At 72.0% G+C, this 18,552-nt stretch carries 20 protein-coding genes and 1 tRNA gene; 10 read left to right on the top strand and 11 right to left on the bottom strand.

The annotated features are described in order from the left end of the window. Nucleotides 1–434 precede the first annotated feature (434 nt). The 3 genes from O7635_RS04400 (at nucleotide 435) to O7635_RS04390 (ending at nucleotide 2,310) form a co-directional block, all read left to right on the top strand. Entirely contained in the window at nucleotides 435–779 is a 345-nt protein-coding gene (locus O7635_RS04400) for a PadR family transcriptional regulator (protein ID WP_278079127.1), read from the top strand. After that, nucleotides 776–1,720: a hypothetical protein gene (locus O7635_RS04395; RefSeq protein WP_278079126.1), complete on the top strand. Its 945-nt coding sequence runs from the start codon at nucleotides 776–778 to the stop codon at nucleotides 1,718–1,720. The genes O7635_RS04400 and O7635_RS04395 overlap by 4 nt, the downstream gene beginning before the upstream one ends. 517 nt (nucleotides 1,721–2,237) lie before the next feature. Then, nucleotides 2,238–2,310, top strand: a tRNA-Gln gene (locus O7635_RS04390). A gap of 93 nt (nucleotides 2,311–2,403) precedes the next feature. On the opposite strand, the gene O7635_RS04385 is transcribed toward O7635_RS04390, so the two are convergent. Beyond that, on the bottom strand, nucleotides 2,404–3,267 hold the full coding sequence (locus O7635_RS04385) for a M23 family metallopeptidase (protein ID WP_278079125.1): 864 nt from the start codon (nucleotides 3,265–3,267) through the stop codon (nucleotides 2,404–2,406). A 292-nt stretch (nucleotides 3,268–3,559) separates the two neighbouring features. Beyond that, entirely contained in the window at nucleotides 3,560–4,264 is a 705-nt protein-coding gene (locus O7635_RS04380; protein WP_278079124.1) for a M23 family metallopeptidase, read from the bottom strand. 347 nt (nucleotides 4,265–4,611) lie between these two features. Here O7635_RS04380 and O7635_RS04375 point away from each other — a divergent pair, with 347 nt between their 5' ends. The 3 genes from O7635_RS04375 (at nucleotide 4,612) to sucD (ending at nucleotide 7,413) form a co-directional block, all read left to right on the top strand. Next, nucleotides 4,612–5,016 (top strand): cobalamin B12-binding domain-containing protein, encoded by a 405-nt coding sequence (locus O7635_RS04375; RefSeq protein WP_278079123.1) that lies wholly within the window; start codon nucleotides 4,612–4,614, stop codon nucleotides 5,014–5,016. 327 nt (nucleotides 5,017–5,343) lie between these two features. After that, nucleotides 5,344–6,522, top strand: a complete 1,179-nt coding sequence (gene sucC / locus O7635_RS04370) for an ADP-forming succinate--CoA ligase subunit beta (protein WP_278079122.1) — start codon at nucleotides 5,344–5,346, stop codon at nucleotides 6,520–6,522. 3 nt (nucleotides 6,523–6,525) lie between these two features. Beyond that, nucleotides 6,526–7,413, top strand: a complete 888-nt coding sequence (sucD, locus tag O7635_RS04365) for a succinate--CoA ligase subunit alpha (protein WP_278079121.1) — start codon at nucleotides 6,526–6,528, stop codon at nucleotides 7,411–7,413. Between the two features lie 46 nt (nucleotides 7,414–7,459). On the opposite strand, the gene O7635_RS38110 is transcribed toward sucD, so the two are convergent. Continuing rightward, entirely contained in the window at nucleotides 7,460–7,666 is a 207-nt protein-coding gene (locus tag O7635_RS38110) for a hypothetical protein (RefSeq protein ID WP_347405329.1), read from the bottom strand. A gap of 654 nt (nucleotides 7,667–8,320) precedes the next feature. On the opposite strand from O7635_RS38110, the gene O7635_RS04355 reads away from it, so the two are divergent. Beyond that, on the top strand, nucleotides 8,321–9,862 hold the full coding sequence (locus tag O7635_RS04355; RefSeq protein ID WP_278079119.1) for a DUF6350 family protein: 1,542 nt from the start codon (nucleotides 8,321–8,323) through the stop codon (nucleotides 9,860–9,862). Between the two features lie 22 nt (nucleotides 9,863–9,884). On the opposite strand, the gene O7635_RS04350 is transcribed toward O7635_RS04355, so the two are convergent. Beyond that, the gene (locus O7635_RS04350; protein WP_278079118.1) at nucleotides 9,885–10,193 is read right to left on the bottom strand and encodes a hypothetical protein; all 309 of its coding nucleotides are present in this window, start codon (nucleotides 10,191–10,193) and stop codon (nucleotides 9,885–9,887) included. Nucleotides 10,194–10,286: 93 nt separating this feature from the next. On the opposite strand from O7635_RS04350, the gene purN reads away from it, so the two are divergent. Next, on the top strand, nucleotides 10,287–10,910 hold the full coding sequence (gene purN, locus O7635_RS04345) for a phosphoribosylglycinamide formyltransferase (protein ID WP_278079117.1): 624 nt from the start codon (nucleotides 10,287–10,289) through the stop codon (nucleotides 10,908–10,910). Further along, nucleotides 10,907–12,463, top strand: coding sequence for a bifunctional phosphoribosylaminoimidazolecarboxamide formyltransferase/IMP cyclohydrolase (gene purH, locus O7635_RS04340; RefSeq protein WP_278079116.1), 1,557 nt, complete (start codon nucleotides 10,907–10,909; stop codon nucleotides 12,461–12,463). The genes purN and purH overlap by 4 nt, the downstream gene beginning before the upstream one ends. Here the strand turns inward: purH and O7635_RS04335 are convergent. The 3 genes from O7635_RS04335 to O7635_RS04325 all read right to left on the bottom strand — a co-directional run bounded on the left by O7635_RS04335 (nucleotide 12,460) and on the right by O7635_RS04325 (nucleotide 13,968). Continuing rightward, nucleotides 12,460–12,888, bottom strand: coding sequence for a hypothetical protein (locus O7635_RS04335; protein ID WP_278079115.1), 429 nt, complete (start codon nucleotides 12,886–12,888; stop codon nucleotides 12,460–12,462). The genes purH and O7635_RS04335 overlap by 4 nt on opposite strands. A 43-nt stretch (nucleotides 12,889–12,931) precedes the next feature. After that, on the bottom strand, nucleotides 12,932–13,258 hold the full coding sequence (locus tag O7635_RS04330) for a plasmid stabilization protein (RefSeq protein ID WP_278079114.1): 327 nt from the start codon (nucleotides 13,256–13,258) through the stop codon (nucleotides 12,932–12,934). A 65-nt stretch (nucleotides 13,259–13,323) separates the two neighbouring features. Continuing rightward, complete coding sequence (locus O7635_RS04325; RefSeq protein WP_278079113.1) at nucleotides 13,324–13,968, bottom strand: formylglycine-generating enzyme family protein; 645 nt, start codon at nucleotides 13,966–13,968, stop codon at nucleotides 13,324–13,326. Nucleotides 13,969–13,992: 24 nt separating this feature from the next. Here O7635_RS04325 and O7635_RS04320 point away from each other — a divergent pair, with 24 nt between their 5' ends. Beyond that, a complete protein-coding gene (locus tag O7635_RS04320) occupies nucleotides 13,993–14,430 on the top strand; it encodes a phosphohydrolase (protein ID WP_278079112.1) in 438 nt (145 codons plus the stop codon). Here the strand turns inward: O7635_RS04320 and O7635_RS04315 are convergent. The 4 genes from O7635_RS04315 to O7635_RS04300 are packed head-to-tail and all read right to left on the bottom strand — an operon-like array spanning nucleotide 14,420 to nucleotide 18,452. Continuing rightward, nucleotides 14,420–15,430, bottom strand: a complete 1,011-nt coding sequence (locus tag O7635_RS04315; protein ID WP_278079111.1) for a dipeptide ABC transporter ATP-binding protein — start codon at nucleotides 15,428–15,430, stop codon at nucleotides 14,420–14,422. The two genes, O7635_RS04320 and O7635_RS04315, sit on opposite strands and share 11 nt — an antisense overlap. Continuing rightward, nucleotides 15,414–16,586, bottom strand: a complete 1,173-nt coding sequence (locus O7635_RS04310) for an ABC transporter ATP-binding protein (RefSeq protein ID WP_278079110.1) — start codon at nucleotides 16,584–16,586, stop codon at nucleotides 15,414–15,416. The genes O7635_RS04315 and O7635_RS04310 overlap by 17 nt, the downstream gene beginning before the upstream one ends. Next, nucleotides 16,586–17,533, bottom strand: coding sequence for an ABC transporter permease (locus O7635_RS04305; protein WP_278079109.1), 948 nt, complete (start codon nucleotides 17,531–17,533; stop codon nucleotides 16,586–16,588). The genes O7635_RS04310 and O7635_RS04305 overlap by 1 nt, the downstream gene beginning before the upstream one ends. Further along, nucleotides 17,526–18,452 (bottom strand): ABC transporter permease, encoded by a 927-nt coding sequence (locus tag O7635_RS04300; protein WP_278079108.1) that lies wholly within the window; start codon nucleotides 18,450–18,452, stop codon nucleotides 17,526–17,528. Before O7635_RS04300 ends, O7635_RS04305 begins: the two co-directional genes overlap by 8 nt. Nucleotides 18,453–18,552 lie beyond the last annotated feature (100 nt).

Genomic DNA, 18,552 nt, shown 5'->3' with positions numbered 1-18,552 from the left:
TCGCGGCCGACCCGGGCAGTGCGGGTTAGCGCGTGGCTTCGCCGGTGATCATGTGCGCTGGGTCCGGCCTGAGGTGGGGATCTGGCGCGATCGTGTGAACGTCGTCTGGATGAGACGCCGCCAGCCGTCATGGTAAGGCGCACACGATCATGTGCGGGCGGTGCTGGTCGACTTGATGCGACGCACTGGGTCAGGGGGCCCGCGTCCTCATCTTCTCGCGATGTGCTGAGCGCTCGTGCCCGTGGAACGTGCGGCTGAATGCAACCGCGGGGCTTGCGGCCAGGGGAAGCGAGACCACCCGACGATGGCTCACGTCCGCGCCAACCCCGTGCCGGTCGTCGCCGCAACCGGTGCGTTGCCGCCGGCGACCACCGCCCGCTGACCAACCGCGACCAACGATTGATATACATCGGCTACCGATGTATTGTTCGTCCATGAAGGACGACGCGCCGTTGCGTGAGCCGACCTACCTCATCCTCACCTCGCTGGCCGCCGGTCCTCGGCACGGCTACGCCGTGATCGAGGACGTCCGTGACATTTCCGCGGGTCGCGTCGTCATCGGCGTCGGCACCCTCTACACGGCGATCGACCGCCTGCGCGCCGACGGCCTCATCGAGGTCGACCGCGAGGAGATCGTCGACTCCCGCCTGCGCCGTTATTACCGACTCACCGCCGACGGCACGCGCCGGCTCGCGGCCGAGACCGAGCGGCTCACCCGCCACGCCACTGCGGCGGCGGCCCGTTTGAAGGTCGCGCTGGCCCGCGGTGAGCCGGCGTGACGGCCGCCGACCTCGAGCGGCGCTACCGGCGCCTGCTCCGCCTCTTCCCGCGCCGCCATCGCGCCGACTACGAGGCCGAGATGCTCGCCGCCCTGCTGGCCGCCGCCGACGAGGGCCAGCGCTTCCCGCGGCGGGGCGAGGTTGCCGACCTGGCCCGCGCCGCCCTCGCCGCGCACACGGTCGGGCGGCTCGGCGGGTCGGCCTGGCCGGCCGCCGCCGGTGTCGTCGGGACGATCGGCGCGATCGGGATGTCGGCGGGCGCGCTGCGCGGCGCCGGGATCTGGCACGGGCTGTTCGACGCGAGCCTGCCCATCCCGTTCTGGCTCGTCGTGCTGGTCTTCGGTCAGCTGGGCCTGTGGCTGCTGGCGGCGGTGGCCGCCGTCGCCGGCTGGCGCGGGCTCGCGGTCGTCGCCGCCGGGCTCGGCCTGGTCGGGGAGACCGCCTTCGGGGTGTGGATCTTCGGCGTTGAGCGCGTGCCGATCGCCGTCGTGGCCGCGGTGGTGACCACCGGCTCGCTGGCGGTGTGGCTGGTGGGCGCCGGCTCCCGACTCCGCGGCCGGCCGCTGGCGGCCGCCGTGGCCGCCGGGGCGATCGGGATCCTGACCGGGTGGCTGCCGCGCGCGGAGTTCGCGGCCACGGTCCCCTGGCTGCCGATCGGCCGAGGCTGGCGATACGAGGCCGGCGGCCTCGGCCTCCTCGCGGCGGCGCTGGTCGGCTCGCTGCTGGTGGCCGCCGTGCTTGCCCAGCGCCGCGGGGTCCGCTGGCGGGCCGCGGTGCTGGCGCTTCCGGTCGCAGCGGTGGTGCTGGCCAGCAACGCCATCTCCGACCCTCCACCGACGCTGCTGGCGCTCCTCCTCCTGGCCGCACCCTTCGCGGGCCTCGGCCTGGCACGCGGGGCCCGGCGCGCCACCGATCGGCGGCCACGGCTGTCGCGCTCTTGATCAGCGCGCCGCAACCAGGCGTTCGCCGCGACCGGGCCGGCGCCGTGCGGCCCGGCGCGCCACCGATCGGCGGCCGTGGCTGTCGCGCTCTTGATCAGCGCGCCGCATCCACGGCGTTCGCCGTGACCGGGCCGGCCGGTGCGGGCCGGCGCGCCACCGATCGGCGGCCGTGGCTGTCGTGCTCTTGACCGGCGTGGCCGCATCCACGGCCTTCGCCGTGACCGGGCCGGCCCCGTGCGGCCCGGCGCGCCACCGATCGGCGGCCGTGGCTGTCGTGCTCTTGACCGGCGTGGCCGCATCCACGGCCTTCGCCGTGACCGGGCCGGCCCCGTGCGGGCCGGCGCGCCACCGATCGGCGGCCGTGGCTGTCGCGCTCTTGACCGGCGTGGCCGCATCCACGGCCCTTCGCCGTGACCGAGCCGGCCCCATGCCCTTGGCCCTCGATCTCTGCGCCCACTTGAGTGACACGTGCAACGCCAGCCCGCTCTGGCGCGTCATTATCAATTGAGGGCAACAGGCCCCAGCCGCCCGACGGGTCGGGCATCCGCTGCTGAAGCGGCCGATTGCGGGTTCGACTCCTGCCTGGGGCGCGACGACCAAGCGCCACGACCAAGCGCCACGACGACGATGGGTCCGGCTCCCGAAGGAGCCGGACCCATCGTTTCCGGGGGGCGGGGTAAGCCTCAGCAGCCGTCGACCGGCACGCCCTTCGCCTTCAGGAACGGCGCGGGGTCGATCTGGTTCCACATGGCGCCCTGGTGCACCTCGAAGTGCAGGTGCGGGCCGGTGGAGTCACCGGTGGAGCCTTCGTAGCCGATGATCTGGCCGGCCTTCACCGTGTCGCCCACCTCGACCGCGGTGCGGTTCATGTGGGCGTAGTGGGTGAAGTAGCCGTCGCCGTGGTCGATGACGACCGAGATGCCGTAGCCGGTGAACGCCCAGCCGGCCGCGGTCACGGTGCCGGCGGCGGTGGCGCGCTCCGGGGTGTTCTCGGGCATCGCGAAGTCGATGCCCTGGTGCGGGACGCCCCAGCGCATGCCGAAGCACGAGGTGACCTCGGCGCCGATCATCGGGGAGGTCCAGCCGGCCTTCGAGATCTTCGGGCCGGAGGTCTTGGGCTTCGCGGGCGCCTTGGGGGCGGCCTTCTTGGTGACCGGCGCCTTCTTCTCCGCCTTGGGCGCCTTGGGCGACTCCGAGGCCTTGGGGGTGGCGGTCTCGGTGGTCGGGCTCACGGACGGGATCGCGACGGGGGAGCGCAGCGAGCGGTCGGCGCGGCCGGCCGCGTCGATGCGGGCCTGCTGGTCGGCTACCGCGATGGTGGTGGGGGACGTCGAGTCGTCGTCACCGAGAGTAGCGACAGCGCCACCCGCTATGCCGAGGCCGAGCAGGCCGACGGCGGCCAGCGCGACCACGCGACCGCGGCCGGCGAGCGACGTGCGCACGCGGTCGCGGAAGCCGAGCGGCGCCTGCGGCGTCGGCTCGATCTCGCCGTTCTGAGCGTGAAACTCCTGCTCCGGCTGCTGGTCGTACGGGTAGTTCGATTGCACGAGGGGGAACCTCCGTGGTTGTGCGGCACGGACCGGCAAATGGTTGTACGAGCCGTGTTCAACGCGGCGACAGCCATGCGTATGCCGTGTCGATGACCGCGCTGAGTGAGGGAGGCTATGTCCCGATCTGAACCGCTACTTACCGGTACGGGCGCCACCAAGATCAGTGACCGGGGTCACAACGGTCACTGTGGCGTAGGAAACTTTGCCGGCCTTACGGCAACAAGAAACCGCCCATCGCATTCGCGACGGGCGGTTCGACGGACAATACCCTGCGTGCAGGGGCGGCTACTCAGCCGTAAATTGAGGCGACTTGTAGCTGGATGTCCACTCCGCGCTCCTTGAAGAACGGGATCGGGTCCGTAGACTCCCCGTCGACCTGGGTTTCGATGCAGAGCTGCGACCCGTAGGCGTGGCCGGTGCTGCCCACCAGGCCGATCATGTCGCCCGCCTTGACCTGCTGGCCCTTCTGCACCAGAACCTGCCTGGCGTGGCCGTAGATGACCTCGGTGCCGTCGCCGTGGTCGATGATCACGGCCATCCCGTAGCCACCGATCCAGCCGGCTTCCTTGACGACGCCGTCGTGCACCGCGGCGAACGGGGTGCCCTCGGGGGCGACGAGGTCGATCCCGGCGTGCAGCTGCTTGCCCTGCATGCCGTAGGGGTTGGTGAAGGTGTAGCCGGAGAGCGGGAGCTGCCAGACGTCGGGAGACTCGGCGAGCGAGGTCTCCATCTTGTCGGTGCGCTCGGACCGCGAAGCCTTGCTGGCCTGGTCGGCACGCTCCTGGAGAGCGTTGTCGACCGAGGTGCCGTTGAGGCCGGCCAGGACCTGAGGGTCGACCGCCTTGGCGTCGGGCATCGCGCTCGCGCCCATCGCGACCACGCCCGCGCCGACGAAGGCGCCGGTGACGACGATCGCGTAGCGGCTGCGAGGCGGGGTAGGGACGCGTCGCCGACCGCGATAACGGTCCTTCTCAGACGACAAGCGCTGGCGCACGCACACCCTCCGTTGTCGGAACAGTTGGGCGGACGCGGCGTTTGTCACGGGGGGTGAACGCCGGTGATCCGCAGTGCCATTCCGGGGGGAACGGATTGGCAGCCGTGGGACACGGTAGCCAACCCTTAAGCGACTCTCAAGTTGGACGAGTGTTTCGCGGACATTAAGTCCGACCGTCCGCAGTGGAATGCCTGATTTCGTAACCTTTTGTGGGGAGCCTCGTTAATAGCTCTCTGTGATATCGAGCATTACTTATTGTTATGTGGCACGCCGCACCCGGTGTCGCCCCTAGGGGCCCGACCGGGTTACCGTTCGTTCAGGCAACGAAGCCCTTGTGGAGGACCGACATGAGCTCACGCGTACGGGTTGTGGTGGCGAAGCCCGGCCTGGACGGGCACGACCGGGGCGCCAAGATTGTCGCGCGGGCGCTGCGCGACGCTGGCATGGAGGTCGTCTACACGGGGCTGCACCAGACCCCGGAGCAGATCGTCGAGACCGCGATCCAGGAAGACGCCGACGCGGTGGGGCTGTCCGTCCTCTCCGGCGCGCACATGACGCTGTTCAAGCGCGTACTCGAACTGCTCGACTCTCGCGGCGCCGGCGACATCGTCGTGTTCGGCGGCGGCATTATTCCTGAAGCGGACATTCCCGAATTGCAGCAAATGGGCGTGGCCAAGATCTTCACGCCGGGAGCGCCTACGCAGGCAATCGTCGACTGGGTACGCGAAAACGTCGCTCAGCCGGTCGGCTAAAGCACGAGAAAAGGGGAGAGGCCGGACGCACCCCTCACACGCCCGGCCTCTCTATGCACGATGCCCCGCCGCCACCCCTCGACCGACAGGGCATCGGCCGTCTTCGTCGGCTTTGTCGCTTCCGTGCCGACACTGAAGTCAACGACGCCCTTATCCGGCGGTTACGCGCCATCTCAGAAATTTCCGGGAAGCCGGACCCTGTGCGGTGCCGCACACCCGTGACCCGGCCGGGTTGCCGACCCGCGTGGCGTGGATAGGCTCCCCTCAAACACCAGAATGGGCGCGGCGCAAGGGTGCGCCGCGGAGACGAGGACGGGACGCGTAAACGTGGACCTGTACGAGTACCAGGGGCGCGATCTCTTCGAGCGGCACGGGCTGCCCGTGCTCGCCGGTGGTGTCGCCGAGACCCCGGAGGAGGCCCGCGCGATCGCCGAACGCCTCGGTGGCCGCGTGGTCGTGAAGGCCCAGGTAAAGGTCGGCGGCCGCGGCAAGGCCGGCGGCGTCAAGCTGGCCGACGGGCCGGAGGAGACGGTGGCGCGGGCGACCGACATCCTCGGGATGGACATCAAGGGCCACACGGTCCACAAGGTGATGCTGGCCGAGACGGCCGAGATCACCGAGGAATACTACTTCTCCTACCTGCTGGACCGCGCCAACCGCACGTTCCTGTGCATCGCGAGCGTGGCCGGCGGCATGGACATCGAGCAGGTCGCCGCCGAGACGCCGGACCGGGTCGCCAAGGTCGCCATCGACGCCAACAAGGGCGTCGACGTCGCGGTGGCCAAGGAGATCGTCGCCAAGGCGCAGTTCCCGGCCGAGGCCGCCGACGAGATCATCGAGATCGCGATCAAGCTGTGGCGGGCGTTCGTCGCCGAGGACGCCACGCTGGTCGAGGTCAACCCGCTGGCCAAGGTCTCCAGCGGCCGCGTCCTCTGCCTCGACGCCAAGGTCACGCTCGACGAGAACGCCGGCTTCCGGCACCCCGACCACGAGGCGCTGGTCGACCAGAGCGCGGTCGACCCCCTGGAGCGGGCCGCCAAGGAGAAGGACCTCAACTACGTCAAGCTCGACGGCCAGGTCGGCATCATCGGCAACGGCGCCGGGCTGGTCATGTCGACGCTCGACGTCGTCGCCTACGCGGGTGAGCAGCACGGCGGCGTCAAGCCGGCCAACTTCCTCGACATCGGCGGCGGCGCGAGCGCGGCCGTGATGGCCAACGGCCTCGAGATCGTGCTCTCCGACCCCAGCGTGAAGAGCGTCTTCGTCAACGTCTTCGGTGGCATCACCGCCTGCGACGAGGTGGCCAACGGCATCATCCAGGCACTGGCGCTGCTCGAGCAGCGCGGCGAGGCGGTCACCAAGCCGCTGGTCGTCCGGCTGGACGGCAACAACGCCGAGGCCGGTCGCGCGATCCTGGACGGCGCGGCCAACCCGCTGGTCGAGCGGGTGGACACGATGGACGGTGCGGCGCAGCGTGCCGCCGAGCTCGCGGCTGCGGGGGTCTGAGACATGGCAATCTGGCTGACCAAGGACTCGAAGGTCATCGTGCAGGGCATGACCGGCTCCGAGGGTTCCAAGCACACCCGGCGCATGCTGGCCGCCGGCACCCACGTCGTCGGCGGCGTCAACCCGCGCAAGGCGGGCCAGACGCTGGACTTCGACGGCACCGCGCTGCCGGTCTTCGCGTCCGTGGCTGACGCGGTGAAGGAGACCGGCGCCGACGTGTCGGTCATCTTCGTGCCGCCGCAGTTCACCAAGGCGGCCGTGGTCGAGGCGATCGACGCCGAGATCCCGCTGGCCGTGGTGATCACCGAGGGCGTGCCGGTGCACGACACCGCCGCCTTCTGGGCCTACAACGTCGAGAAGGGGCAGAAGACGCGGATCATCGGTCCGAACTGCCCGGGCATCGCGTCGCCCGGCGCCTCCAACGCCGGCATCATCCCCGCCGACATCACCCCCGCCGGCCGCATCGGCCTGGTCAGCAAGAGCGGCACGCTGACCTACCAGCTGATGTACGAGCTGCGCGACATCGGTTTCTCGACCAGCGTGGGCATCGGCGGCGACCCGGTGATCGGCACGACGCACATCGACGCGCTCGCGGCGTTCCAGGACGACCCGGAGACCGACGCGATCGTCATGATCGGCGAGATCGGCGGCGACGCCGAGGAGCGCGCGGCCGCGTTCATCAAGGACAACGTGACCAAGCCCGTGGTCGCGTACATCGCCGGCTTCACCGCCCCGCCCGGCAAGACCATGGGGCACGCGGGCGCGATCATCTCGGGCTCGGCCGGCACGGCCGACGCGAAGAAGGTGGCGCTCGAGGCGGCCGGCGTACGCGTCGGCAAGACGCCCAGCGAGACCGCCCGCCTGATGCGCGAGATCATCCAAAGCCGCTGACGGGTCGCTGAAAGCGGGGGACGGCGCTCGGCGCCGTCCCCCGTTCTCAGTTGTAGTAGACGCCTGGGTACTGCCGGGTGAAGTTGAGCACCAGGCTGGCCACGATGTTGACCACGCTGAGCACGATCGCCACCCAGCCGATCGTCTGGGACTTGCCGAACCGGCGGGCGTCGCGGATCGACAGCACGCCGAAGAGGATGCCGAGGATGCCGCAGCAGATCAGGCCGATGACGATGCCCAGCCAGCCCCACAGCGTGGTGTGGTCCTGACCGCCCCAGGCGGAACCGCGACCGAACGGATTGCGACCACCCGGCCCGCCCGGACCACCCGGCCCCCCGGGACCACCGGGCCCGCCCGGACCGCCCCCGACCGGCGGATAGCCGGGCGGTGGGTAGCCCGGCGGCGGCTCCTGGCCGGGCGGATAACCCCCGGGCGGCCCGTACCCCGGTGGCGGCTGCTGGCCCGGCGGCGGATAGCCACCCCCGGGCGGCGGCTCCTGACCCGGCGGCGGGTACGACGGATAGCCGGCCTCCTGCCCGGGATAGTTCTCGGGCGACCCCGACGGCGGCGGTGGATATCCGCCCGGCGGGTCCTGCTGCGACGCGGGCGTGACGGGACCGCCCGGCGGATACGACGGTCCTGTCGGGTCCGGCGGCGCCCACGGATCCCGCGTGGGGCCGCCGGGCGGCGGCGAGCCGGCTGGTGGGTGCGGCTCGTCCGGCTCCTGCCCACGGGGCGGATACTCGGCGGTCATGCGACGCCTCCCGGTCGTTCGAGACCGATTACACGGTTCGCCGTATGTTATCCCCTAATTTACGAAGCTTGTCCGCTTTGGAGCTTGACGCGATGATCGAGGTCCGTGGTGTCGCGCCGGGCCCACGCGGCCGGCGTGAAAAAGTAGGCGGCGATGCGCAGTCCGACCCCCGACGGCCAGACCCCGGCCGCCGACGACCGACGGGACCCGCCGGCGGGCCCGGTCCGCGGCATGGGCACGGACCAGGAGGCGATCGGCATCGACCTGCCGCGCCACGACGACCCGCCGCTCGTCCGGCGCACCGCAGCCGCTCGACCCGATCCTGAGCCCGAGACCGATCCAGACCCGGCAGCGGGGGCCGAACCCGGACTCGACGACGTCCGCCACCGGCCGACCCAGCCGATCGACGTCCGCGACCGGCCGACCGACCGGCCCGACCCGTCCGATGTCCGCAACCGGCCGACCGAGCCCATCGACGTCGGCAACCGCCCCACGGTGCGGCTGCCGCGGCAGCGCCCGGCCCCACCCACCAACCGCGCCCCGCTGCTGATCGCGGGCGCGGTCGCGGCGCTGTTCGCGGCCGCCTTCTCGTTCCTGCCGGTTGCCGCCGCGCTGGCGCTGGCCCAGTTGACCGCCGGTGTGAGCGAGCTCGGCGACGCCGTCCGGGCCGGCCTGGCCGGCTGGCTCCTCGCTCACGGCGTGCCGCCGGGCACCTCGCTCGGCCCGCTCGGCCTGCCGCCGCTCGCCGTGGCCGCGTTCGCCGCGTGGCGGGTCAGCCGGGCCGGCGTGCACACCAGCCGGGCGTACGGCATCGCCCAGCGCGGCTCCCCGCTCCAGGCGGCCACCGTGGCCGGCACCGTGGGCCTCGGCTACGGCGTCGTCGGCACGGCCGCCGCGCTGCTGGCGGACCAGCCCGGGCTCGAGGTCTCCGCCCTGCGCGCGTTCGTCCACTGTCTCGTGTTCGGCACGCTCTCGGCGCTGGTCGGCGCCCTGCGGGTGACCGGAGCGCTGCGGGTCATGGCGGTGCGGATGCCGCCGGTGCTGCGCGACGGGATCCGCACCGGCGTGGTCGGGGCCGTTCTCGTGCTCGGCACGGGCGCCGCGATGGCCGGCCTGTCGGTCGCCCTCAGTGGCGGCGACGCGGCGGACGTGCTCGGCGCCTACCGCACCGGCGTCGCCGGCCAGGTGGGCATCACGCTGATCTGCCTCGCGTACGCGCCGAACGCCGCCATCTGGGCCGCCGCGTACCTCCTGGGTCCGGGGTTCGCCGTGGGTGTGGACACCATCGTCCGGACCACCGAGGTCGACGTCGGCACGCTGCTGCCGTTGCCGTTGGCCGCGGGGATCCCGCAGGGCCCGGTCGGCGGGCTGGGCGCGCTGCTGCTGGCGGCGCCGTTGCTGGCCGGCATGGTCGCCGGTTGGCTGCTGGCCCGCCGGGTGCTGCGGTTGCGGGCGGGCGACGCGTACGGCCGGCACCGTTCGTGGGGTTCGCTGGTCGGCGCCGCCGCGGTCGGTGGCCCGGTGGCGGGGCTGCTGCTCGGCCTGGCCGCGCAGGTGTCGCGCGGGCCGGTCGGCGGGCCACGGCTGGCCGAGATGGGGCCGGTGGCCTGGCAGGTCGCGCTGGCCGGCGCGCTCGTGATGACCATCGGCGCGACCGTGGGCGCGGCCGCGACCAGGGCCCTCGCCGGACCCTGAGGATCCGGCGAGGGACCGGACCCTACTGGCCGGGCAGGTCGACGACGCTGAGCACCACGGCCAGGATCAGGATCAGCAGGCCGAGCGCGGTGCCGATGATCCCGGTGATGAAGCCGGTCTGGGCCTGGCTGCCGTTGTTGGCGAGGCCCTGCGCGACCTTCTGCTTGCCCAGGTAGCCCAGCACGATCGCGGCGATGCCCAGCAGCGTGCCGATGCCGCGGCAGCAGGCGAGCGGGATCGAGGCGATGCCGAGGATCATCGACACGAGACCCTGGGTGTTCTGGGGTTGGGCCGGCGGGCCGTAGCCCTGGGGCGGGTATGGGTTGGTCACCGAACGTCCTTCCAGCTAGTCAGCCAGCCGATGCTCCTGGAAGATCATCACTGCGTCAAGGCCGGTCGCGTGGGGTGGGCGGGGCGGCCGGTAGTGTCTGTCTACGTGCCCGCGTCCGCTCGCATCGTGGTTCTGATCTCCGGCTCCGGCAGCAACCTGGCCGCCCTGCTCGATGCCTGTGCCGACCCCGGCTACGGCGCGACGGTGGTGGCCGTCGGCGCCGACCGCGACGGCATCGCCGGCCTCGACCGGGCGACCGCGGCCGGGCTGCCGACCTTCGTCGAACGGGTGAAGGACCATCCGACCCGGGCGGCCTGGGACGAGGCGCTGACCCACCGGGTCGCCGAGCACAAGCCCGACCTGGTCATCTCGGCCGGCTTCCTCAAGCTCGTCGGCGACACGTTCCTCGGCGCGTTCGGCGACCGCTACCTCAACACCCACAACGCGCTGCTGCCGGCGTTCCCGGGGATCCACGGTCCCCGCGACGCCCTCGCCTACGGGGTCAAGCTGGCCGGCGCGACGCTGTTCTTCGTCGACGCGGGTGTCGACACCGGACCGATCGTCGCCCAGGTCGCGGTCCCGGTCCTCGACGACGACACCGAGGAGACGCTCACCGAGCGGATCAAGGTGGCCGAGCGCCAGCAACTCGTCGACACCGTCGGCCGCCTGGTCCGCGAGGGCTGGACCATCACCGGAAGGAAGGTCACCATCCCATGAACGACGACGCGCGGCGGCCGCTGCGGCGCGCCCTGGTCAGCGTGTACGACAAGACGGGGCTGACCGAGCTCGCCGCCGCCCTGCACGCCGGCGGGGTGGAGATCGTGTCGACCGGCTCGACCGCGACCACGATCGCGAACGCCGGCGTCCCGGTCACCCGGGTGGAGGACCTGACCGGCTTCCCCGAGGTGCTCGACGGCCGGGTCAAGACGCTGCACCCCCGGGTGCACGCCGGCCTGCTCGCCGACACCCGCGTGCCGGCGCACCTCGAGCAGCTGTCCACGCTGGACATCGCTCCGTTCGAGCTGCTGGTGTCCAATCTGTACCCGTTCCAGGAGACGGTCGCCTCCGGCGCCTCGGTCGAGGAGTGCGTCGAGCAGATCGACATCGGCGGGCCGGCGATGGTCCGCGCGGCCGCCAAGAACCACGCCTCGGTCGCGGTGGTGACGTCGCCCTCGGCGTACCCCATGATCGTTAATGCGTTGGCCGACGGGGGCTTCACCCTGGCCGAGCGCCGCACGCTCGCGGCGCGGGCGTTCGCCGACATCGCCGACTACGACGTCGCGGTCGCGGAGTTCTTCGCCACCAGCGTCGCGCCCGCCGAATGGCCAACCTTCGCCGGGCTCAACCTGCACGCCGACACCCCGCTGCGCTACGGCGAGAACCCGCACCAGCAGGCCGCGCTCTACACCAACCCGGCGGCCCCGCCCGGACTCGCGCAGGCCGAGCAGCTGCACGGCAAGGAGATGTCCTACAACAACTACGTCGACGCGGACGCGGCCTGGCGCTCGGCGCACGACTTCGACGCGCCCGCAGTCGCGATCATCAAGCACGCCAACCCGTGCGGGATCGCGGTCGGCGACGACGTGGCCGAGGCGCACCGCAAGGCGCACGCCTGCGACCCGGTCTCCGCGTTCGGCGGCGTGATCGCGGCCAACCGCGAGGTCACCGTCGAGATGGCCGAGCAGGTCGCCGAGATCTTCACCGAGGTGCTGGTGGCGCCGGCGTTCGCGGAGGGCGCGCTGGACGTGCTCACCCGCAAGAAGAACATCCGGCTGCTGCAGGCCCCGCCGTTCGCGCCGCTGCCGGCCGAGTGGCGCCCCATCACCGGCGGCGTGCTGGTGCAGATGCGCGACGCGATCGACGCGCCGGGCGACGACCCGGCGGCCTGGCGCCTGGTCGCCGGCCCGGCCGCGGGCGACGACGTGCTGGCCGACCTGGCGTTCGCCTGGCGGGCCGTGCGGTCGGTGAAGTCCAACGCCATCCTGCTGGCGCACGACGGCGCCTCGGTCGGCGTCGGCATGGGCCAGGTCAACCGCGTCGACTCGGCCCGGCTGGCGGTGTCCCGCGCGGGCGCGGAGCGGGCCGAGGGAGCGGTGGCGGCGTCGGACGCGTTCTTCCCGTTCGCCGACGGCTTCCAGATCCTGGCCGACGCGGGCGTCCGCGCGGTGGTCCAACCGGGCGGCTCGGTCCGCGACGAGGAGGTCATCGCCGCCGCCAACGCCGCCGGCGTCACGATGTTCTTCACCGGCGCCCGGCACTTCTTCCACTAGGCGACAGTCAGGAAGAGCTCGCCGCGTTCGCCGCTGGTGCGTTCGGCCGTCACGGTCCAGCAGCCGGCCCTGGGGAACAGGAAGCCCGTGCCGTACTCGGTGCCCGGCCGCTCCCAAGTGCTGGCGCCGTGGCCGGTCGGGCCCCAGACCAGCTCGGCTGTGGCGCCGTCGGGTCCGGTCGCGGCGATGGTGAAGTCGCCGGTGCCGCCGATCTTCCAGACGATCTTCGTCTCCTCGCCGGCGACCACCGGCGCGGTCTGGCCGGGCCGCGGGAAGAACAGCGCCCAGAGCGACCCCGTGCCCTGCAGCTCGCTGTGGACGGGGGAGGAGCACGTCGGCGGTGGGGCGGCGTCCCGGTCCCCCGAGCAGCCGGCCGCCGCCAACAACAGCCCGGCCAGCAGCACACCGGGACGCCGCACACTCATGACCATGTAATGGCAGAGCCGCGGCGCCCGGTCGTGGTTCCCGTCAGCGCTTCGACAGCGCTCGTTCCAGCTCGGCCTTGCTCATGCTCGAGCGGCCCTGGATGTTGCGCTTCTTGGCCTCGTTGTAGAGCTGCTCCTTGGTGCGGCCCTGGGCGCCGCTGTGCGACCGCTTGCCGCCTCGCTGCCCGGACGAGATGTCCTTGACCGAGGACCGGCTGGCCGTACGCGACTCGCCCGACCTGGCCCGCTCCTTGTTGACCGTGCGGGCGGCGATCTCCTTGGCCCGCCCGGACGACGCGCCGCGCTTCTGGGCGCTGTCCTTGATGTGCTCGTACTGCCGCTCCCGCTTGGGGCTCGATCCCGCCGGCATAGCGGCCTCCTTTCGTGCCGATGGTGAGGAAATTCCCCCATGCCTTCCCGGCAAACCGGTGCCGGCTATCCGGAGCGCGCCACCCGGAAGCCGACGTCGTCGACGCGGAAGGTGGGGTGGCTGCGGCGGCGGACCGAGGCGCGGCAGCTCCAGTGCTCGTCGAACCAGCCGCCGCCGCGCAGGACGCGGTAGGTGCCGTAGACCTCGGGGTCGTAGCGGTCCCAGCACCAGTCCCAGACGTTGCCGAGCATGTCGTGCAGGCCCCAGGCGTTCGGGCGCCGCCCGCCCACCTCGTGGATCCGCTCGCCCGAGTTGCCGCGGTACCAGGCGATCTCGTCGAGCGGCCCGTAGCGGGGCCCCGTCGTGCCGGCCCGGCACGCGTGCTCCCACTCGGCCTCGGTCGGCAGCCGGTACCCGGAAGCGGCGGGATCCCACGAGACGACGTCACCGACGATGGCGTACGCCGGCGGCAGCCCTTCGCGCCGCGACAGCGCCACGCAGAACCGCGCGGCGTCCCGCCACGACACACTCTCGACGGGCAGCCGATCGCCCCGCGAGGAGCTCGGCCACTCGCCGGTGACCGCCGCGTACTCCGCCTGCGTCACCGGAAACACCCCGAGCCGGAACGGCCGAACCTCGACCGACCAGCTGCTCTGCGTGCGCCGATCCGCCAGCGTCACCGTCCCCGCCGGCACCGGCACCAGCTCCACCGGGAGACCTCCTAAGGTTGTCCGATGCTCGCGCGCGCCCTCGACCCTGACGACACCCTGTTGCGACCGTTGCCGGTCGAGGTCGCCGACCTGCTGGTCGCGCTCGACGCCCCGCCGCGGCTCGCGGCCCACCTCCGCGCCGTCCACGACGTCGCCTGCCAGCTCACCACCGCGCTACGGGCGCGCTATCCCGCCCTGATCTTCGACCGCGAAGCCGTCCACTACGGCGCCGCCACCCACGACATCGGCAAGGTGATCCACCCCGAGGAGCTGAGCGGCCCGGGCTCCGCCCACGAGCCCGCCGGCCACGCGCTGCTCGACCTGGTCACCGCCCGCCTCGCGGAAAGCTGCGGCATCGAGAGGTGGGCGGCCTTCGCGGGGCTCGACGACGTCCTCGACGCGATCGCCGTGGGGGCGGATCGACGGCTGGCTTATCAGGCCAGCCACCCGGTCAGGCGATGACGTGGTGCAGTTCCGCGTAGTGGCAGGCCGACGGGTGCGGGTCGACGGCGCGTTGCGACAGGGGTGGTTCCTCGCTCGCGCAGCGCGGCTGGGCCTTCCAACATCGCGTGCGGAAGCGGCAGCCGCTGGGCGGGTCGGCCGGTGACGGCACGTCGCCCGACAGCCGGATGATCTGGCGGCGCGCCCGGGCGTTCGGGTCCGGGACCGGGACCGCCGACAGCAGGGCCTGGGTGTAGGGGTGGGTCGGGCGCAAATAGACCTGGTCGGACGTGCCCGTCTCGACGATGCGGCCGAGATACATCACGGCGATCCGGTCGCTGATGTGCCGCACCACCGACAGATCGTGCGCGATGAAGATGTACGCCAGCCCCAGCTCGTCCTGCAGCCGCTCCAGCAGGTTGACCACCTGGGCCTGCACCGAGACGTCGAGTGCCGACACCGGCTCGTCGCAGATGATCACCTCGGGGCGCAGGGCCAGCGCGCGGGCGATGCCGATGCGTTGGCGTTGGCCGCCGGAGAACTGGTGCGGGTAGCGGTTCGCGTGTTCCGGCGCCAGGCCGACCTGCTCGAGCAGCTCGCGTACGGCCAGGTCGCGGTTGCCCTTCGGGGCCGCGTCCGGGTGGATGTCGAACGGCTCGCCCACGATGTCGGCGACGGTCATCCGCGGGTTGAGCGACGTGTAGGGGTCCTGCATGACCATCTGCATCGACCGCCGCAGCCGCCGCAGGTCGCCGGCCCGCATCCGGAACAGGTCATGACCCTTGAGGTACGCCCGGCCGGCGGTCGGCGTCTCCAGCCGCATCAGCAGCTTGGCCAGCGTCGACTTCCCGCATCCCGACTCGCCCACGAGGCCGAGCGTCTCGCCGGGCCGCAGCTCGAAGCTGACGCCGTCGACCGCCTTGACCGCGCCCACCTTCTTGGGCAGCACCACGCCCCGCGTGATCGGGAAGTGCTTGACGGCGTTCTCGACCCGCAGGATCGGCTCATGCGAGACGGGCATCGAGGGCCTCCGGCGGGAAGTGGCAGGCGCTGGCCCGGTCGAGCCGGCCGATCCGGGTCAGCGGCGGCTCGGTCATCCGGCACACCTGCTGCGCCCACGGGCACCGCGGGTGGAACGCGCAGCCCTCGGGGATGGCCACCGGGTTCGGCGGCGTCCCACTGATCGAGTGCAGGCCGTGACCGCGATATTCCAGGCGCGGCACCGAGGCAAGCAGACCACGGGTGTACGGGTGGGCGGGCGCGCCGTACAGCGTGTGCACGTCGGCGTGCTCGACGACGCGGCCCGCGTACATCACGGTGATCCGGTCGGCCACGTCGGCGACCACGCCCAGGTCGTGCGTGATCAGGATGAGCGCCATCTCGAGCTCGGCGCGCAGCGTCGCCAGCAGGTCCATGATCTGGGCCTGCACGGTGACGTCGAGGGCGGTGGTCGGCTCGTCGGCGATCAGCACCTTGGGCCGCAGCGCGAGCGCCATCGCGATCATGACGCGCTGCCGCATGCCGCCCGAGAACTGGTGCGGATAGTCGTCGACCCGCTGGCTGGCCGCGGGGATCTGGACGAGGTCCATCAGCTCGACGGCGCGGCGACGGGCGTCGGACTTGCTGATCCCGCGCCGGGAGCGCAGCGCCTCCGTGATCTGCCAGCCGACCGGGTAGACCGGGTTCAGCGCCGACAGCGCGTCCTGGAAGATCATCGCGATCTCCTGGCCGCGCACCTGGCGACGGCGTTCGGGCGCCACGGTCAGCAGGTCCTCGCCGCCGAAGCGCACCTGGCCGCCGCGTACGACAGCGGGTGGGCTGTCGAGGATGCCCATGACGGCCTGGGCCGTGACCGACTTGCCGGAGCCGGACTCGCCCAGGATCGCCAGCGTCTCACCGGGGTCGACGTGGAAGGAGACGCCGTTGACCACCCGCGCGACGCCGTCCCGGATGCCGAACTCCACCCACAGGTCGCGCACGTCGAGCAGGTGCTCCCCGGAACGCGGCGGGGTGACCCGGGCCCGGGTCGGCGCGGTCGACCAGGCCGCCGTCGGCGTGTCCCAGCCGGTGCGCTCGTCGCCCCAGCCGGCCACGACGGGCGCGGTCGACGGCTGCTCGGCAGGCGGATAGCTCTGTGGCTGGTGGTAGTCCGGGGGCGGATACGAGGAGTAGGTCATCAGCGCAGCTTCGGGTCGAAGGCGTCCCGGATGGCGTCGCCCAGCATGATGAAGGCGAGCACCGTCAGGGTGAGGAACAGCGAGGGCGCGACCAGCGGCATGGCCGCCTCGCGCACGTGCTTGCCGGCGGTGGCGATGTCGATCCCCCACGAGATCGCCGGCGGTCGCAGGCCGATGTTGAGGAACGACAGCGTCGCCTCGGTCGCGATGAACGTGCCGAGCGCGATCGTCAGCACGACGATGAACGGCGCGAGCGCGTTCGGCAGGATGTGCCGCCACATGATCCGCAGCGGGCCGGCGCCGAGCATCCGGGCCGCGGCGACGTAGTCCTGGCTGCGCGCGGCCAGCACCGACGAGCGCATCACCCGGGCGGCCGTGGTCCAGCCGAGCAGGCCGAGCACGATGACCACCGTCAGGATGCCGGAGCCCTGCCGGTCGGCGGCCAGCCGCTTGCTCAGCACGATCGCGGCGAGCAGCAGCGGGATGCCGAGCACGACGTCGACCACCCGGGAGAGCACCGCGTCGAGCCAGCCGCCGAAGTAGCCGGCCAGCATGCCGAAGACCAGACCGATCACCCCGGTCAGGAGCACGGCGAACACGCCGACCAGCACCGACGCGCGGGCGCCGTGCACCGTGCGGGAGAAGACATCGCAGCCCTGGAAGTCGTAGCCGAACAGGGCGCCGCCGGAGGGCCCGGCGAACTGGCGGCGGGTGTTGCAGGCGGTCGGGTCGGCCGAGCTGAACAGGCCGGGCACGACGGCCATCAGCACGACGAGCACGACGAGGGCGGCGGCGACCCAGAAGATCCAGTTTCGGCGCAGGTCGTACCAGGCGTCGGCGGCCAGGCTGCGCGACCTCGGCGTGGGCGTCGGGCCGCCCGCGGGTGGCGGGTCGGCGGGCGGTCGGGCGCCGAGCTCGGTGGTCGCCGCCATCTCCAGGTCACTCATACCGGATCCTCGGGTCGAGTACGGCGTAGAGCAGGTCGACGAGCAGGTTCGTGACCAGGAAGACGACGACCAGCACGCTGACGAAGCCCACCACCAGCGGGCCGTCCTCGGTCTGGATGCCCTGGAGCAGCTTGGAGCCCACGCCGGGGATGTTGAACACGCCCTCGGTGACGATCGCGCCGGCCATCAGCGTCCCGAGGTCGACGCCGATCAGCGTGATCACGGGGATCAGCGAGTTGCGCAGCACGTGCACGGCGACGACCCGGCGGACGGCGAGCCCCTTGGCCCGGGCCGTGCGCACGTAGTCGGCCCGCACGTTCTCGGCCACCGACGCCCGGGTCAGCCGGAGCATGGTGGCGGTCGACGCGGCGCCGAGCACGAGCGCGGGCAGGATCAACCCGTAGAGGCTGGGTCGGGCGCCGGCCGTGGTCGGGAACCAGCCGAGCTTGATGCCGAACACGAGCTGGGCGATCGGCGCCAGCACGATGATCGGCAGGCCGACGACGACCAGGGTGAGCGCCAGCGTGGTGTTGTCGAAGACGCTGCCCCGGCGCAGGCCGGCGACCAGGCCCGCGGCGATGCCGAACGCGGTGGCGAAGAGCAGTGCGAGCAGCGCCAGCTTGATCGTGTTGGGCCAGGCGTCGGACATGACGTCGCCGATGGGCCGGCCGGTGAGCGTCTTGCCGAAGTCGCCGGTCAGCAGGCCGCGCATGTAGTAGCCGTACTGCACCACGAACGGCTCGTCGAGGTGGTACTGCTCGGTGAGCACCTGGCGCACGTTGTCGTTGACGGGGCGGTCGCCGGCCAACGCCTGGATCGGGTCGTTCTGGTTCGCGAACATCAGCGCATACACCACGAAGGTCGTCCCGATGAAGGTGACGACCATCTGGAGCAGACGCCTGATGACGTAACGAGCCATGCGTGCCAGTTCTCTGTGCGCCGGGTGGGGTGGAGTCGGAAGGTGAACTTACCCCGGGTTCCCGAACGGCCGACGACCGCCGGTCCCTGCGGGGACCGGC

This window comes from Asanoa sp. WMMD1127 (genome assembly GCF_029626225.1).
GTDB lineage: Bacteria > Actinomycetota > Actinomycetes > Mycobacteriales > Micromonosporaceae > Asanoa.
Note: the sequence above shows the minus strand (reverse complement) of the source record. Positions and strands in the feature narration are given on the sequence as shown.